Origin of the sequence: Lawsonella sp. (assembly GCF_011525565.1) — a bacterium.
In the GTDB taxonomy this organism is placed as follows: domain Bacteria; phylum Actinomycetota; class Actinomycetes; order Mycobacteriales; family Mycobacteriaceae; genus Lawsonella; species Lawsonella clevelandensis_A.
Genome location: NZ_WVRS01000013.1, coordinates 1 through 15,682, shown reverse-complemented (window position 1 = coordinate 15,682; position 15,682 = coordinate 1). Strand labels below are relative to the sequence as shown.

The 15,682-nt window shown below is 55.5% G+C and carries 12 protein-coding genes and 1 tRNA gene; 5 read left to right on the top strand and 8 right to left on the bottom strand.

The genetic code is table 11. From position 1 onward, the window contains the following. From QZV76_RS06190 to QZV76_RS06165, 6 genes are all read right to left on the bottom strand, one after another. Positions 1–1,560, bottom strand: a complete 1,560-nt coding sequence (locus tag QZV76_RS06190) for a serine/threonine-protein kinase (protein WP_290599080.1) — start codon at positions 1,558–1,560, stop codon at positions 1–3. Further along, on the bottom strand, positions 1,557–3,185 hold the full coding sequence (locus QZV76_RS06185) for a penicillin-binding transpeptidase domain-containing protein (RefSeq protein ID WP_290599079.1): 1,629 nt from the start codon (positions 3,183–3,185) through the stop codon (positions 1,557–1,559). The genes QZV76_RS06190 and QZV76_RS06185 overlap by 4 nt, the downstream gene beginning before the upstream one ends. Continuing rightward, entirely contained in the window at positions 3,178–4,881 is a 1,704-nt protein-coding gene (locus tag QZV76_RS06180) for an FtsW/RodA/SpoVE family cell cycle protein (RefSeq protein ID WP_290599077.1), read from the bottom strand. Before QZV76_RS06180 ends, QZV76_RS06185 begins: the two co-directional genes overlap by 8 nt. After that, complete coding sequence (locus tag QZV76_RS06175) at positions 4,882–6,510, bottom strand: PP2C family serine/threonine-protein phosphatase (protein WP_290599075.1); 1,629 nt, start codon at positions 6,508–6,510, stop codon at positions 4,882–4,884. Continuing rightward, positions 6,507–7,001: an FHA domain-containing protein gene (locus QZV76_RS06170; protein WP_290599074.1), complete on the bottom strand. Its 495-nt coding sequence runs from the start codon at positions 6,999–7,001 to the stop codon at positions 6,507–6,509. Before QZV76_RS06170 ends, QZV76_RS06175 begins: the two co-directional genes overlap by 4 nt. A gap of 187 nt (positions 7,002–7,188) precedes the next feature. Then, complete coding sequence (locus QZV76_RS06165) at positions 7,189–8,028, bottom strand: FhaA domain-containing protein (protein ID WP_290599073.1); 840 nt, start codon at positions 8,026–8,028, stop codon at positions 7,189–7,191. Positions 8,029–8,317: 289 nt separating this feature from the next. Here QZV76_RS06165 and QZV76_RS06160 point away from each other — a divergent pair, with 289 nt between their 5' ends. Both QZV76_RS06160 and QZV76_RS06155 read left to right on the top strand, forming a co-directional pair. After that, the gene (locus QZV76_RS06160) at positions 8,318–9,736 is read left to right on the top strand and encodes a hypothetical protein (RefSeq protein ID WP_290599072.1); all 1,419 of its coding nucleotides are present in this window, start codon (positions 8,318–8,320) and stop codon (positions 9,734–9,736) included. Positions 9,737–9,765: 29 nt separating this feature from the next. Continuing rightward, positions 9,766–9,849 (top strand) — tRNA-Leu (locus QZV76_RS06155). Positions 9,850–10,024: 175 nt separating this feature from the next. On the opposite strand, the gene QZV76_RS06150 is transcribed toward QZV76_RS06155, so the two are convergent. Continuing rightward, positions 10,025–11,920, bottom strand: coding sequence for a YhgE/Pip domain-containing protein (locus QZV76_RS06150; RefSeq protein ID WP_290599071.1), 1,896 nt, complete (start codon positions 11,918–11,920; stop codon positions 10,025–10,027). Beyond that, a complete protein-coding gene (locus QZV76_RS06145) occupies positions 11,920–12,864 on the bottom strand; it encodes an ABC transporter ATP-binding protein (RefSeq protein WP_290599069.1) in 945 nt (314 codons plus the stop codon). The genes QZV76_RS06150 and QZV76_RS06145 overlap by 1 nt, the downstream gene beginning before the upstream one ends. Positions 12,865–13,377: 513 nt before the next feature. On the opposite strand from QZV76_RS06145, the gene QZV76_RS06140 reads away from it, so the two are divergent. From QZV76_RS06140 to QZV76_RS06130, 3 genes are all read left to right on the top strand, one after another. Further along, complete coding sequence (locus tag QZV76_RS06140; RefSeq protein ID WP_290599067.1) at positions 13,378–13,959, top strand: hypothetical protein; 582 nt, start codon at positions 13,378–13,380, stop codon at positions 13,957–13,959. A 278-nt stretch (positions 13,960–14,237) separates the two neighbouring features. Next, positions 14,238–14,963 (top strand): hypothetical protein, encoded by a 726-nt coding sequence (locus QZV76_RS06135; protein WP_290599065.1) that lies wholly within the window; start codon positions 14,238–14,240, stop codon positions 14,961–14,963. Between the two features lie 84 nt (positions 14,964–15,047). Next, on the top strand, positions 15,048–15,682 hold a 635-nt coding region (locus QZV76_RS06130), incomplete at its 3' end, for a hypothetical protein (protein ID WP_290599063.1).

The following is a 15,682-nucleotide window of genomic DNA, read 5'->3' as shown; positions in this document are numbered from 1 at the left end:
CTAGCGTTCTAACTGTCGTCCACGTGGAGACCGTATTTCCAGATCTCCAGAATCATTCGTGCGTGTTAACGGGGCTACATTACTATCCGATTTACCTCCATTATCGGGCTCCCGCGTCTTCGTCCGCGTCGTATTCCGCGACGATTCATCCGTGGAGTTACCAGAGTCCCCCTCATCGTCCTCAGTACTGTCCACCGTGGGACTCTCCTCCGACTTCTTCGACTCGGAGGTTTCACTGGACGTATCAGAAGAATCCGTAAGAGTATGTGTGAGGGTGACGGTGGGGCGCTCCGACGACTGGGTCGGCAGATCTGACTTCCCCGTCAGCGTGTACGCCGCATACGTAATAAGGGCAATAACCAGCAGGACACCCAACACAATAAGTACTACCTGGGCCGCAGTTAGACCCCGCGGTGCCGTGTCCTTGTGGGAGGACTCCTCCGACTCGTCAGAAGAATGCGACTTTGCTGGCTCTGCCGGCTCTGCGACAGGCTCAGTGTAGACGGGCCGCGGTTGCTGCGGCGGCATGGGGGTATTGGATACAGCCTGGTAGTTATTCTCACCAGGTACTGCTCCTGATGTCCCCACGGCGGACGTCAAAATCTGGGTAGCATTTGCCGGAGGAACACTACCCCTGCCGCCAGCGCCACCCATGCCGCCGAACGGACCACCCATCACGGCAGTTTCCGCAGCGGACGCAGCCGACTCCGGTAAAGGAGCCGGATTACCAGCCTGTACTTGGGAAATAGCGCGGGCAAACTCCGTACCATTCCGGTAGCGGGTAGAAGGATCCTTACACAGGGCAAAACCAATAAGGTTACGCACATTCGCAGGAATAGTGGACGGCAGCGGATCCGGTTTAGCAGTAACATGCGCCATTGCGGCAGAAACGGATCCTTCACCCCCGAAAGGACGGTGTCCGCATAGTGCCTCGTAGCCCACAATGCCCAGGCTGTAAATGTCGGAAGCGCTGGTGGCTTCCTTGCCGACAGCCTGCTCGGGGCTAATGTATTGGGCGGTTCCCATAACCGTGCCGGTGCGGGTAATGGGAACGGAGTCAACGGCTTTCGCAATTCCGAAATCGCTAATCTTTACCCGTCCACGGGGCGTGATAAGAATATTGCCGGGCTTCACATCGCGGTGAATAATGCCCTCTTCGTGGGCGGCGCCAAGCCCCTGCGCCGTCTGCGACAGCATATCGAGGGTTTGGGCAACGGTAAGAGTACCCAGGTGCCCCAAAGCATGGCTGAGGGACTCCGCATGGATTAGTTCCATCACCAGGTAGGCAATGGGGTATCCACCGTCTACGTCGCGGAATTCCCCATAGTCGTAGACGGAGACAATGTTGGGGTGGTTCAGGCGGGCTGTGGTGCGGGCCTCCTCCCGGAAACGGGTGAGGAAGTTACTGTCCGCGGAGAATTCAGCCTTTAGGATCTTGATGGCGACGCGCCGGTCAAGAACGGTGTCGTTGGCCATCCATACTTGGCCCATACCGCCGGTTGCGATGAGGGATTCAATTCTATAGCGGCCGGAGATAATAGTTTTAGGTCTGATGATCACTCGCCGTCACCTCTCTCATCGTTAGGGCTCTGAGTGCTGGTACCACCCGTGTTCTCTGGAGTGTTCTCCGGGGTAACCGCGGGTGCGGAATAGGTGGGGGATTGGTAGGTGGGTGTTGTTTGGTAGGTGGGGTATGTCTGGTAGGTGGGGGTGGAAACCTGCGGGGTGGATTCCCCAATGGAGGCTTTCAAGACGGCGCGGCCAATAGGGCCGGCGACGGTGGCGCCCACAGATCCTAAACCTACGCCAGGTCCGCCTTCTACCATGACGGCTACGGCAACGTCACGGCCGGGGATAAAGGCAATGTACCAGGTGTAGGGGATGGAGTTTTTAGAGTTGGAGCCGTGCTCGGCGGTACCAGTCTTGGAGGCGACGGTAACGGAGAGTTTATTGCCGCCACCTGCGTACTGTTCGGCAGTAATCATAAGATCAGTAAGTTGTTTAGCTTCGTTGATGGACAGTGCGCGGTTCAGTTCTTTCGGCTTGGCCTCGTAGAGGGTGGAGAGGTCCTGGGAGGTTTGTGCCTGTACCAGGTAGGGCTTCATGCGAACACCCTTATTGGCGATGGTGGCGGCAATGATGGCGTTCTGGAGTGGGGTGAGGGCCACGTTGCGCTGCCCGATGGCGGACTGGGCAAGGGCGGCGGAGTCGGAAATGTCGCCAATGGTGCTCGACATTTCGGAGACGCCCAGGTCGTAGTCGTCACCAATGCCGAAGGCTTTGGCTGCCTGCTGGAATTCCTTAATGCTCAGTCGGCGGGATAGTTCCGCGAAGGGAACATTGCAGGAGTAGGCGAAGGCCATGGCGAACGTGCTGCCGCCGCAGTATTCACCACCATAGTTTTCGAGGGTGGTGACGGTGTCCGGCAGGGTGGTGCGGGGTGCGTTGTTGACGGGTGTGCTGGCGTTAACGCCTTTGCGGAGCAGTGCCGCCGTGGTGACCACTTTGAAGGTGGAGCCGGGGGGAAGTGGTTCGGCGGTGGCGCGGTTGGTGAGGGGGGAGGGCTGCATGCCGCGGAGTTGCTCGTCGTAGTTGTTGACGGCGGTGCTGTCGAAGCTGGACAGGGGGGTGGGGTCGTAGCTGGGGCTGGAGGCGAGGGCGAGAATAGCGCCGGTGGAGGGGCGGATAGCGACAACGCCACCAATGACGGGGCCGGCTCCCACACCGGTTTGGAGGGCGTCCCAGGCGGCCTGCTGCATGGCGGGTTTAATGGTGAGGGCAACGTTACCGCCCTGGGGATCGCGGCCGGTGAAGAGGTCCACAATGCGGTTATTGAAAAGTTTGTCGTCTTTACCGGAGAGAATGGAGTCTTGGAAGTATTCCATGCCGGAGCGGGAATAGAGGCTGAAGTATCCGGTGACGGGCGCCCACATTTCCGCATTCTTGTTGTAGACGCGGTGGTACTTGTTGGTTTTTGGGTCTAGGCGGCTGGAGGCTAGGACAACTCCACCGGCGGTAATTTGTCCACGCTGGTGTCCGAATTGGTTGAGTTGTGTGCGGGCGAAGTTACGGGGGTGGTCTCGGAGGTCGGGGCCATGGATAGCCTGCACCCAGGTGAGGTTGAGGAGGAGGACGACAAGGAGAATGCCAGTGAACGTGACAACGCGCCGAATGGTTTTATTCACGGTTTCCCCCTTGTTGTGAGTCGTGGTGTGAGTCGTTTTCGTGTGCTTGCTGTGGCGTCACTTTTACGCGGTTGGCGCGGCTTGGCCTTTTTATCCCATGGGGTGGGAGTTTTGTGCCGGTGGGCAGGGACAGTGGCCGGGTAGCCGAGTCTGACACACGCAACACCAGCGCTACCAGCAGATAGTTTGCCAGCAGCGAGGAGCCACCATAGGAGAGGAATGGGGTGGTGAGGCCGGTGAGGGGGATAACGCGGGTAACGCCACCAGCAACCACAAACACCTGGAAGGCCATGGTGAAAGCAAGGCCGGAGACCATCAGTTTCCCGAAGGAGTCCCGCACAAGCAGGCTGGTGCGGAAGCAGCGTTGCACAATAAGCGCGTAGCACACTAGTACTGCTGCCAGGCCAATGAAGCCGAGTTCCTCACCCACTATGGAAATGATGAAGTCGGTGGAGGCGTAGGGCACTAGGTCAGGGCGGCCATTGCCCAGGCCGGAGCCGGCAATTCCGCCGGTGGCCAGGCCGAAGAGTGCCTGGGAGAGCTGGTAGCCGTTAGTGTCGAAGTATTTAATGGGGTCCAGCCAGGTGGCGAAACGTACCTGCACGTGGCTGAACGAGAAGTAGGCAATGAGGGCTGCCGCCGCGAATCCAACAACGCCAATAAGGAGCCAACTGACGCGGTTGGTGGCGATGTAGATCATGGTGAGGACGGTGGCGAAGATCAGCAGCGAGGTGCCCAGGTCTTTTTCCACGACCAGGATAAGGACGGCGACCACCCACACCACCAGAATGGGGGCAAGGTCGCGGGCGCGGGGCAGTTCAATACCCAGGATTTGCCGGCCGGTGGTGGCGAAGAGTTCCCGCTTGGATACCAGAATGGCGGCAATAGAGATAATGAGGACAATCTTGGAGAATTCGCCCGGCTGGATGGAGATGATGGGGGTGCGGATCCAGATCTTTGAGCCGTTGACCTCGGACATGCTGGAGGGCAACACGGCGGGAATGGCGAGCAGGATAAGGCCGACCAGCCCCAGCGTGTAACTGTAGCGGCTGAGGACACGGTGGTCGCGTATTCCCCAGAGGGTGAGAACGAAAATAATGACCGCAACAAATGTCCAGATAATCTGGCGTGTTCCTTCAGATACGCCACCGGATTTCGCGGAGGTGGATAGATCCAGGCGGTTAATAAGGACAAGCCCAATACCGTTCAGCATGGTAACAAGCGGTAGCAGGAAGGGGTCTGCCTGGGGTGCCAGGTAGCGCATGGCCACGTTGAGAATAACGCAGATAGCGACGAATGAGAGTCCGTTGGTGAGAATGCCCCAGGAGAGGTGATTGTCTACCGTGTACTGAACCATGCACATGGCCAGAATGACCAGCGCGGCGGACACCAGCATAAGGATAAGTTCCATATTGCGGCGTTTCCGGCCCGTCTTTTTCAGAATGGTGACGGCTTCTTCTGGGCTGACGGGGGTCGCATTCTGCAGTCCGGATCCGGGCGCGTTGATAACTGCTGGAGAATCCGCGGTGACGGACGCGCTGGCCTCGCTGAGCTTGCTGTTGTGCTTACTGGTGCGCTTCTTCGTGTCGCGCTTCTCCGTTGTCCACTTGTGCTTCCAGCCGTGTGCGGTACGTGTGCGCTGCTTCTCGTTATCGGATGCGCTCTTGGAATGAGGCTGGTTAGGTGAGTGTGTCATTTATTTCGCCTTTCGGCAGGGCACCGGATGGTCTTGTGGTGGCACAGGTTGTCCGGTGGCGTCATAAATGATGGGGGATTTGGGTGGGCAGACGGGGAGAAGCCCAGAGGCAATAGCGCGCGTAAGGTAGTTCCGGGCGTCCTCCTGCGAGTGGAAGATCTTGTCGGAGACAAGCTCGGTGCGGAGTGCCTGGGTGAAGGAGTCTAGGGTAAGGTGCTGGCAGTCAGCTGGTACGGCGTCTGTGTCGTAGATGGCGGACTCGCAGACAACGGAGTCGGGGCGGCCATTGAGTGGTGTGAACCAGGAATCCTTGAAGCCCTTGTAGATGAAGAGTTCATTCTTGTCATTGACGCCCACATAGTAGGTGTTGTTGTAGGCGTAGCCCACTACCCCAGCCACAATGGCAAGGCAGACAACGACCATACTGACAATAATGATGGCGAGTTTCTTCCCCTTCTTACTTTTTTTCCCCTTGCGCTTATTCTTCTTGCTCTTCTTGGATGCGCCTTTGGCATTGTCGCTTTCTACCGCGTTGGCGTCACTGTTTCCGCCAATACCGTTTTTGCCAATGCTGTCTGTGCTCATACTGTCCCCGTCAATGCGGACGGGTTTAGCGCGGTGTGTCGTATCCCCATCGGTATGAGGAACAGCACCGGCAGCACCACTAGTACCCGCAGCACCACTAGTAGCAGCGCCATGAGAAACAGTGCCCGAGGCACCGTATGCAGCTGTGCTCTGCGCATTGTGTGAGTCTGCCTGCGCGCCTGACGCGCCTGACGCACCTGCATTCTGTGCGGCAGCATCACGGACAGCGGCAGCGCGAACGGCGGCAGAGTCAGTGCGGATACCGTCAGCGGGGATTTCTATCCCCTGCGCGGCGGCTCCCCCCAGGACGGGGTTGGTGGGGCCGTAATCTTCGTCGGTAATGTCCGCCACAATAAGGGTGACGTTATCGGGGCCGCCGGAGCGGAGCGCCAAATCAATAAGATGGTCTGCGCATTCCTGCGGAGTGCCCTGTGCCAGGGTGGAGGCAATAGTGTCGAAGCTGACGGGGTCGGAAAGACCGTCAGAACAAATAAGGTAGCGATCTCCTACTGCCACTTCCCGGATAGTGAGGTGTGGCCGGCATTCGTCACCCATCAGAGCATTCGTAATAAGGCTTCGCTTGGGGTGGACGGAGGCTTCCTCGGGGGTGATGCGCCCCTCGTCAACAAGATCCTGGACAAAAGAATCGTCGCGGGTAATCTGGTGCAGTTCACCATCGCGCAGCAGGTAGGCGCGCGAGTCCCCCACGGACGCCATTCCCATTTTGGCGCCGTCGAAGAGCATAGCCACCAAGGTGGTACCCATGCCGTCAAGATCGGGATTATCGCAAATAGCTTCCCGGATAAGGTCATTGCCGCTTTCAATATGGCGGCGCATATCCTCCAGAATGTCGTCCCCCGGCTGGTCATTATCCAGCGGGGAGATTGCGGAGATAACAAGCTGTGACGCTACTTCCCCCGCAGCATGCCCACCCATACCGTCTGCGAGCGCCAAAAGGCGAGGCCCGGCATACACCGAGTCTTCATTGTTTCCTCGCACAAGCCCCATGTCGGAGCGGGCGGCATAGTTGAGAATTAGCGTCACGGGCGTAGCTCGATTACAGTCTTGCCCACCCGGATAGGGGTACCAAGTGGGACTTTTACGGACGTGGTTACGCGGTCATGGTCAAGGAAGGTTCCGTTCGTGGAGCCCAAATCCTCCAGGTACCAGTCGTCTCCGTTGGGGACGAAGCGGGCGTGGTGGCCGGAGGCGTAGTCGTCGTTGAGGACCAGAGTGGAGTCATCTGCGCGACCCAGCAGAATAGGCTGATTCCCCAGAGTAATGCGGGCGCCAGCGAGCGGCCCCTGCGTCACAATGAGATACCTGGCTACCTTTGAGTTCCCGCCTTTTCCGGAATGCTTAAATGCGTTCTTGAACGAGTGTTTCTTCTTTTTCTTCGATTTCCGGGCGGACGTGGCCAAGTCGAATGAGGCGGCTAATGTGTCATTTTTCAGAGTGTGCAGAATGAGCCAAATGAAAAACCACAGGAGAAGGAGAAATCCAAAGCGCCCAATTTGGAGGACGAGTGGCTGCATGTTTACTCCTTCCTGGATTTACACAGGGACAAAACCGATACTTCCCTACATTCTACGGTTTCCACCACAACGACGGCCACTAGCAGGAGCGACTATTCACGTGAAGTACGCCTCTTCAAGCGCGATCCTCGATAACAGTAACTTCCAGACGGCGACACCACTGCAGCAGCAACGAGTGTTAAGGGGATTACTGAATCCTAATAAGGAAATGGGTATGGCCCATAATGATCTCATCATTATTAGACAGTTGCCACTGGGAAATACGGATCCCATTCACAGCCGTGCCGTTAGTAGAGTTGAGATCCGTGATGGTAGCGGTTACACCATCCCAGTCAATACGCGCATGGTGGCGCGACACACCAGTATCGGGGATACGAAAAACAACGTCATCCCCGCGGCCTACCAGCGTTGCACCAGGGCTAAGAACACACAGCGTATTCCCTGATTCTTTATCAACGAGCATGGCGGTATGGGAGATCCCCGCATTATTCTGTGCGCCGCTGCCGCCTCCACGGATACCATCGCTACCAGCACCGTTAGTGTTGTCAGTATCACCATGATTATTGCCGCCATTGTTGCCAAATGCGGTGGCGTTAGGGGAGATATTGCTGGCTGGACCAGTAGAACGCGTACTAATAAAACGTGGTAACTGGCGCGCATCCACCTTATCGTTGCATTCACTCATCAGCCGGTACTGGCCATCGCGCAGATCATCAGACTCCGTGAACTCCACAACGACGTCACCAACCACACCCCAGTCCTGGTCATAAAGGTAGGAGTCGAGGTGACGGCTGACCACACGCGGGGAGGTAGCCTCATCATTCGCGAAACGCTGGGCGTCACCAGGGGAAAGAGTAACAATGAAATGATTGGGGGAGAGTAACTGCCCGTCGGGGAGTTCCTGCAACTTATCGCCAGACTCGCGACGGAGAGCATGCTCCACCTCAAGAGGGGTAAGAGCACCGCCGAAAACACGCGCGAAAGCATCCGAGGTGGAGTTTTCCAGTGAACGCTCGAAGCGCTGCATAAAGCCCATGGAGTGTTCGTCCCGCCCTTTCCTGTTTTCACGTTCTTACACACCAACACACGCGCATAAGAAACTGCTTCGTAACGGTTACAGTGACAGCTACCTTGACAGCTACTCTGCCGGTTACTCTGCCGGCTACTTCACAGTTACGCCAATGGTTACGCCAATGGTTACATTGTAGCCATTATGCACGGTAGAACGCAGTTCAGAGGTGCCATACTCGTGGCCGGCTAACAAAGAATGTCGCTAGTATTGAGAACGAAGTCTGGATGATGAGGAGTTCCCCACAATGACCACACCTGAGTCTCGGGTACTGTCTACCCCAATACGATCCACCCTTATCGGCGCTGTATGCGCGGCAGCCATATGGATCATTATGGGAGTACTCTGGTTCGCCCGCACCAGCTGGGACTCCTCCGCCACCTCCATAGGCGGATTCCTGGGCATCACCGCCCTCTACCTCTTCTCCCTCGGCTTCTACCTGAACATTGACTCCGCCGGCATCGACAAACGCTGGGGCGGCGTACGACACCGTCACACCATCCAAAAATGGATGGCCCTCGCCGGATTCATTGTCGCCGTCATCAGCCCCTGCCTTTCCGGCAAGGACATCAACGGCCCACAAGCAATGAACATTGTGGCCATTGTGAGCCTGGTCTTCATCGGCATCACCGTCTTCATCACCCTCTGCATACAGCTCGCCACCGCCTGGCCCACCCTCCGCAAACTCCCCTTCCCCCTCTCCTGGATCGTTGACCCCCCCTACGACGTCTGGCGCGTTTTCCAAGACCTCCTTGGCGTGTGGGTAACCATCCTCTTCGCCTACGCCTACACAGCCTGCACACCACTATGCGACGACGCCGTCATGGCCCCCATCTTCAGCCTCCTTACCGTCTTCGGCGTCGTTTCCTGGATATATTCCTCCTTCCTGCAACGCTTCGTTTTCAAAGGCCGCCGCATGGTCATTACCGGCGTCCGCTCCCTCGCCTCCAAAACCGTCGAAATTACCCTCGAACCCACCGACGACAAGCCCGTTCGTAAAGGCCTCCCCGGACAATATGTGTGTCTCTCCGCGCCGGGCGTGGTGAATGGCCCACACCCCTTTATGGAAATATCGGCCCCGGGACGGGACATTTTGCAGATAGCGGTAAAAGTATCCGGCATTGATACCCGCGTCCTCCGCGAAACCGTGGGTGTTGGTATGAAGGTGCATGTACGCGGGCCTTACGGCGACCTTGACCTCCGCCGCGCCACCCCACGCCAGGTGTGGATTGCTGCCGGCATTGGCATTACCCCCTTTATCTCCTGGCTACGCGCTATTGATGCACTGATCGACGAGAAAATTCACCGCTCTGGGGTTCGTTCCTCAAAAATCCGTAAAGTGGCGTCACAGGAAGTTATGGAGCAACTGGGTATTCATAAAGTTGACCTGTGGTTCTTCCACCACGGTGAGCCCGCCTATGCGGAGGAACTCTACTATTGGGAGAGCCGTTTCTCCTGGCTAGAGGTACATATTCGGGATACTACCCAAGTAGATCGCCAAACCGCCGCCGAAATTATTGAGGAAACCCCCGGGTTGGATCCTGCCAACCTGGACGGCGTTTCTGCAGTGCTGTGTGGACCGGCGGAGATGATGCGTGACTACAGCCAGAATCTGGATGAGTTGGGGGTATATCCCATCATTCGTGAAGATTTTTCATTCCGTTAGGCCGTGTGTTAACCTCAAAAAGTTACTCCGGGCGAGTGGCGGAATAGGCAGACGCGCTGGCTTCAGGTGCCAGTGACCGCAAGGTCGTGGGGGTTCAAGTCCCCCTTCGCCCACAAAAAACTAAGCCGGAGGCCATCATGGCCTCCGGCTTTTTCATGTCTTATTCTCATGCTTAAACAGCACACTCGAACAGCGCGCTTAAGCAGCACACCCAAGTAGTTTGAAGGGGTGCCAGGCCCCTAGACCTGGCACCCCTAAACTTGGCACCCTTGCTGGCACCCTGTGCAGTTAGATGTTGATGGAGGGGTGCAGCTTCTCCATATTCCAGTTCCTGTCGCGGCGTGCTCCCAATGCCGTCAAACAGATGTTGAGGGCGAGGAAGACGAAGAGCATGACAACTGCTTCTATCATGCGTCCATCGAAGTCGCCGTAAAGGGTTTGCCGGAACCCGTTGACGGCGTAACTCATGGGTAAGATCGGGTGCAACCATTCCCACATGGAAGGTTCTGTTTCCACAGGATAGAGGCCACCCGAGGCCAGAATCTGAATCATCAACAATGCCATTGTTGCGACACGTCCAGGCCCAGGCCCAAGGAGTGCCACCAACATTTGGTTCATTGCCATGAACACCAAGCCCACCAGCATGGTGAAGAACACCAGACCAACCATGGTGTAGGGCTCCAGCGGGACAGAAGCATTCGTCACCAGCACAATAACTAGTGCCTGAATGAGGGCGATGATGGCGGCGGGGGTAAAGCCGTTGAGGGCAGCCCGCACCGGGTTAATTCCGCTGGCTACTGCCCGTGCATGTATTGGGCGTAGCAGCAGGAATGCGATAATGCCGCCAATGTAGAGGGCCAGGCAGAAGAAGAAGGGGGCCAGGCCACCACCGAATGTGCGCTCGCGGGAGTCACGCTGGTCGGAGAGCTGTACTGGTTCCGCCAGGGTTTTCGCAATGGATTTGCGGTGGTCTTCCGTCCAGGTGGGGATAGCTTTGGAGCCTTCCGCTAGTTTCGTGTGCAGTTCGTTAGCACCATTGGACAGGCGGGTGGATCCGTCATGTAGCTGGTTAACACCAGTGACAAGCTGGCCAGTGCCATTGTGGAGGGTGTGGAGACCCGTGGAGAGTTCATGGGCACCATTATTAAGCTGGTTAACGCCGTCCGTGAGCTTCGTGAGCTTGGCGGGCATCTTCCCATGGTCAAGGTCGGTGGCGGCCGCGTCAATCTCGTTCAGCTGCTTCATAAGCTTTGAGTGGGGGCCAGCACCCTCAGTATCTAGACGGGTTGCTAGTTTGTCGATTCTATCGGCTTCCGCCAAGACGGCAGGGTCGTGGCTTCTCCGCAGAATGGCCACGGTTTTCCGTAGTTCCTGCGACGTGGTGCCCTGTACTTCGGAGATCTTCTGGGCTTTCCGGTGGTAGTCGTGAACCTGCGACGTCATACCCGTCAACTTGCCGATGAAGGCATAGAGTTGGTCATGCATTTGTTGCGTGCCAGCTGCTAGTTTGTCGGAGCCGGCGGATAGGCGCCCAGCGCCGTCATCGAGTTTAGCGGAGGCCTCCTGCAGTTTGACGGTGCCGTCGTTTACCTGCACGGCACCATCGGCGAGCTGTTTAGCGCCCACTGTGGCTTTTGTAATGCCTTTACCGGCATCTTGTATGGCTACAAGTACTTTATCAATTGCCTGCTGGCCAATTTCGGAGCTGACTGTCTCTAGGAAAACGCGCATGGCGTTTTGGCCGATAAGGCTAGCGAGCCAGCCGTTAGAGTCGTTGTAGTGGGTGTAGACAGTTGCTTTGCGGGGCTTATCGCCGGTGGGGGATACAACATCCTCGGTGAAATCCTTGGGGAGGATAACCGCAAAATAGTACTTGCCCTTGTGGACACCAGTGGTGGCGTCGTGCTCGTCTGTGGGGATCCAGGATAGTTGGTCATTGTGGCGAATCTTGTTTTCAATTTGTTCGCCCGCGTTAAACGGCTTCCCGGAGAGTACAGTGCCCTGGTCATTATTGACAAAGGCGACGGGTACTCTGCCCAGTTTGCCGAACGGATCCCAGAAACTCCACAGGTAGAGGGTGGAGTAGAGGAGGGGGATAAGGCAGATCGCAATAATGGCGAGTTTGCCCAAACGGGAGCGTCGGAACCGCCGTAGCTCTGTTCCTAAATTCACTGCTGCAAACATTACTGGTCCTTTTCCCCCGATTCTTTCGCTGACTCCGTCCGCAGAACGGCGGCAGCTGCGCCGGCAATATCGGCTGCTGTAATAGCCTCAGCGCTGGATGACAGGCTGGAGGAGGATGCTACTTTACTGGCGTCAGTGTAGGTAGCACCTTGGCTATTGGTGGAGGTGGGTAATTGTGACTGTTCCGAAATGACCCATTTCCGGCTGAGTTTACCGAGACGAGTATCGCGCAGCCCAGTGCGGCGCGGCTCGTAGTGGTTTCGTTCAGTGAAGAGCGGAATCACCATCATATTGTCGTAGATTTCCTCTGGTGGTGGGTTAACCGAGTTAACGATAACCAGCATGTTTTGAGAGAGACGGTGGAGAACATCAATGAGGACAATACGATCCGTCATTTCCCGTACTTGCTCCAGATCGTCCAACACCAGCATCTTGACTTGCTTGCGATGGGCGGGGTGCAGGGAGAGGGCAATACGGATAAGTAAACGATCCAGACTGGGGATTTGGCTAACGTAAAGGTCTAGGTCCGGGAAGGAACGCTCCCCGTAGACGGGGCCAAGAATGCGGTCGCGGTAATTTTCGTCTACGCGCGCCACCCACCTATACCAGTGGTGGCCCCACGCGCGGTGCTCGTTGAGGATATCTCGTACTTTGACGTTACGGTCTAGTTCGTCGATGGCGTCAACCCCGGCGATGGCGACGGATTCGCGGATATGTTTCTGCTTCTTGTGGCCACACACCTCAAGAGTTCCTGTGCTGAGGCGCATACGTCCAGATAGAGCAAGAGCGAGGGCAGTGCGGCCAGAGCCATCGCGCCCGGAAAGGAAGACGAGTTTCTTATCGGGGAGTTCAAGGTCGAGGGGTCCAAAAACTGGCCCCTCCTCGCCTACGACGCCAATTCCGTGTGCGATGAGTGGCTTATCAATCTGCAGATTTTCAGGCATGCATACTCCTGGAGACCGGCATTAACGGTACGGTTGCGATGCTGTAGGCGCGTCTATCGGATGGGGTCCGATCGTTCTCGTACGCAGCAAGTGTTTCCCCCTGGGAGGGCAGCGCAACAGTCGTACTGTAGCTAGGTTGTGGATAGCCCCTAGCAAATAGCGGGGCTATTTGGTGGTGGTACCCATTTTTAGGCGTGAGGCTTGTGGACCATCACAGTTTTCTAAGAATGGGTTTTCATATATCTAGCCTAGAAAATAATCTGCTTTCTGGGTAGTTGGCAGGGTGACCAAATGGGGTAATTAAGGCTATAAACCGCAGTTCACAGCTACTTTGTGATAAAAATTTCTTTTTTCACAAAAGTAGTAAAAATATACGTTCTTCCTCCCATCACCTTAGTAAAGTGAGTATTACCTAATTTTGCTAAGGTAGAGGCGTCACCCTCGGTGATATTCTGCGGGAATACTCACCGCCAGATTCCAAACACGAACCTGGAAACCTAAAGGAGTGTTTTCTTGAACAAGACAACAAAAATCGCTGCTCTCCCCCTCGCCGCCCTCCTCGCCTTCGGCGCAGCCGGCTGCGGTAACGACGACAATGACAAAGACACCGCTAACAACTCTGGCACCAGCGTATCCGCCAGCACCTCTACCAAAGCCACCCTAAACTCCGCCAAAAAAGCTATTTCCGCAGCATACAAGGCATACCCCAACAGTAAAGCCCTCAACCTTGCCACCACCACAAACAGCAAAGAAGGCTGGGTAGTAACCCTCCTTACCGCCGCCAAACAAGTCGTTGACGTACAAGTGGACTACGACGGCACCGTCCTCAACAAGAATGTTGCCGCACAAGAACCCACCAAAGACCAGCAGGGAATAGCAAAACTCCTCGCCGACATGGACACCCCCGGCCTGGACGAAATTATCTCCGACAACACTCCCAAAGACGGCGTTATTGCCTCCGCCACCCTAGAAAACAGCGATGACACCCTTGTGTGGACTCTGAAATACAACAACAAGAACACCAACAAGGAAATGACAACCGTCTGGGCAGACGCCGCCTCCGGTGCTGAACTCGCCAGCGAAGACGCCAGCTAAACACGGCCGCCTGTACATGGCCGTACAACCTTCCACTTACGGCTATTGACGTGCATTGAACATTAAATACATAAATAGGGGAACCCCTGCTCTAGCTAGGGGTTCCCCTATTTATATGCCACTTGTATATGCACAATTGTGCCTTAGTGAAATGCCAGTACTCACCCATATTTCTACTGGAAAACACCAGTGTGGTGAATCCACCAATACAGTCCCCGCAAAAGTAGCTCTCCCACGGAAGCAGAGGGTGTGGTTTACTGTGCGCGGTCATTATTTTGGTGACGAAGATCGAGAAGAAGATTAGTGGTGTGATGAAGCCTGTATCTGCAGGAAAAAGACTGGTAACAGCGGTAGTGGCGTGTGGTCTGTTGGTGGGGGTATCGGGGTGTGACAACCATTCTGTGTTGTCTGGGTCTGGGAAGTCTGCGGGGAAATCGGCTACGTCTGCGTCGGCTAGTGCGGGTCAGCGGGATCCGGATCGGATTTACGCTAATCACGATAAAGGTGTGGATCCGAAGATTAAACATTTTGATTCTCCGGAAGCCTTTGACGAATATTACGCTGTTTTAGGCAAATGGGGTGTGAAGCAGACACCTGACTGGTTAAAGATCTGTAATCAGGTGAATGTGCCGGCTTTGCGGAAAGTAGGATTCGACCCGCAAAAAGATCTGCAGAATCGTCATGGTGGAAATAAAAAGTCCATCTGTTTTTGGCTTCGTGACCACGATCGGTTGCAGTTCTTTTTCGGTAGGGAAAATTCGTTGAAAGAGATTCTTGATCGGAAAGATATTGATCGTCGGTGGGTAACTAAGCGGGGGAGCCAAACCTACTACATGGGTCATATTGAATTTTTTGCTGAAGGTACGTCCCTTAATCGTTACGATTGCACGCTGGCGTATGAGCGTGGTGGTCATGCTTATTTGGCTGCTTTTACTGGTAAGGATCCGAAGAGCCACAAACAAGCCTGCGATGAACTCATTGATATGGTCTCGCCGCAAAAGTAGCTCTCCCACGGAAGCAGAGGGTGTGGTTTACTGTGCTCACTAAATTTTTTTAGAGATGTATTTCAGTTGGAAGGTCAGTACGTGATGGGTTCTGTTTCTATGGGAAAAAGACTGGTAACAGCGGTAGTGGCGTGTGGTCTGTTGGTGGGGGTATCGGGGTGTGACAACCATTCTGTGTTGTCTGGGTCTGGGAAGTCTGCGGGGAAATCGGCTACGTCTGCGTCGGCTAGTGCGGGTCAGCGGGATCCGGATCGGATTTACGCTAATCACGATAAAGGTGTGGATCCGAAGATTAAACATTTTGATTCTCCGGAAGCCTTTGACGAATATTACGCTGTTTTAGGCAAGTGGGGTGTGAGGCAGACGCCTGACTGGTTAGAAATCTGTAATCAGGTGAATGTGCCGGCTTTGCGAAAAATAGGATTTGATCCACAAAAAGATCTGCAGAATCGTCATGGTGGATTAAGAAAGTTTATGTGTTCTTGGGGTCGTGATAATGGCCGTTTACAGTTCTATTTTGGGCGGGAAAATTCGTTGCAGGAGATTCTTGATCGGAAAGATATTGATCGTCGGTGGGTGACCAAGCGGGGAGATCAAACCTACTACATGGGGCATATTGAATTCGTGGGTGAAGGAACGCCTCTTAATCGTTACGATTGCACGCTGGCGTATGAGCGGGGCGGTCATGCTTACCTTGCATCCTTTACGGGGAAGGATCC

What these genes read in the sequence shown, in the direction of transcription:
- QZV76_RS06170 (WP_290599074.1), bottom strand. Translation starts at nt 7,001, where the DNA reads ATGCAGCCACTCGTCCTCCAAATTGGGCGCTTTGGATTTCTCCTTCTC.
- QZV76_RS06145 (WP_290599069.1), bottom strand. Translation starts at nt 12,864, where the DNA reads ATGCCTGAAAATCTGCAGATTGATAAGCCACTCATCGCACACGGAATT.
- QZV76_RS06160 (WP_290599072.1), top strand. Translation starts at nt 8,318, where the DNA reads ATGACCACACCTGAGTCTCGGGTACTGTCTACCCCAATACGATCCACC.
- QZV76_RS06180 (WP_290599077.1), bottom strand. Translation starts at nt 4,881, where the DNA reads ATGACACACTCACCTAACCAGCCTCATTCCAAGAGCGCATCCGATAAC.
- QZV76_RS06165 (WP_290599073.1), bottom strand. Translation starts at nt 8,028, where the DNA reads ATGCAGCGCTTCGAGCGTTCACTGGAAAACTCCACCTCGGATGCTTTC.
- QZV76_RS06150 (WP_290599071.1), bottom strand. Translation starts at nt 11,920, where the DNA reads ATGTTTGCAGCAGTGAATTTAGGAACAGAGCTACGGCGGTTCCGACGC.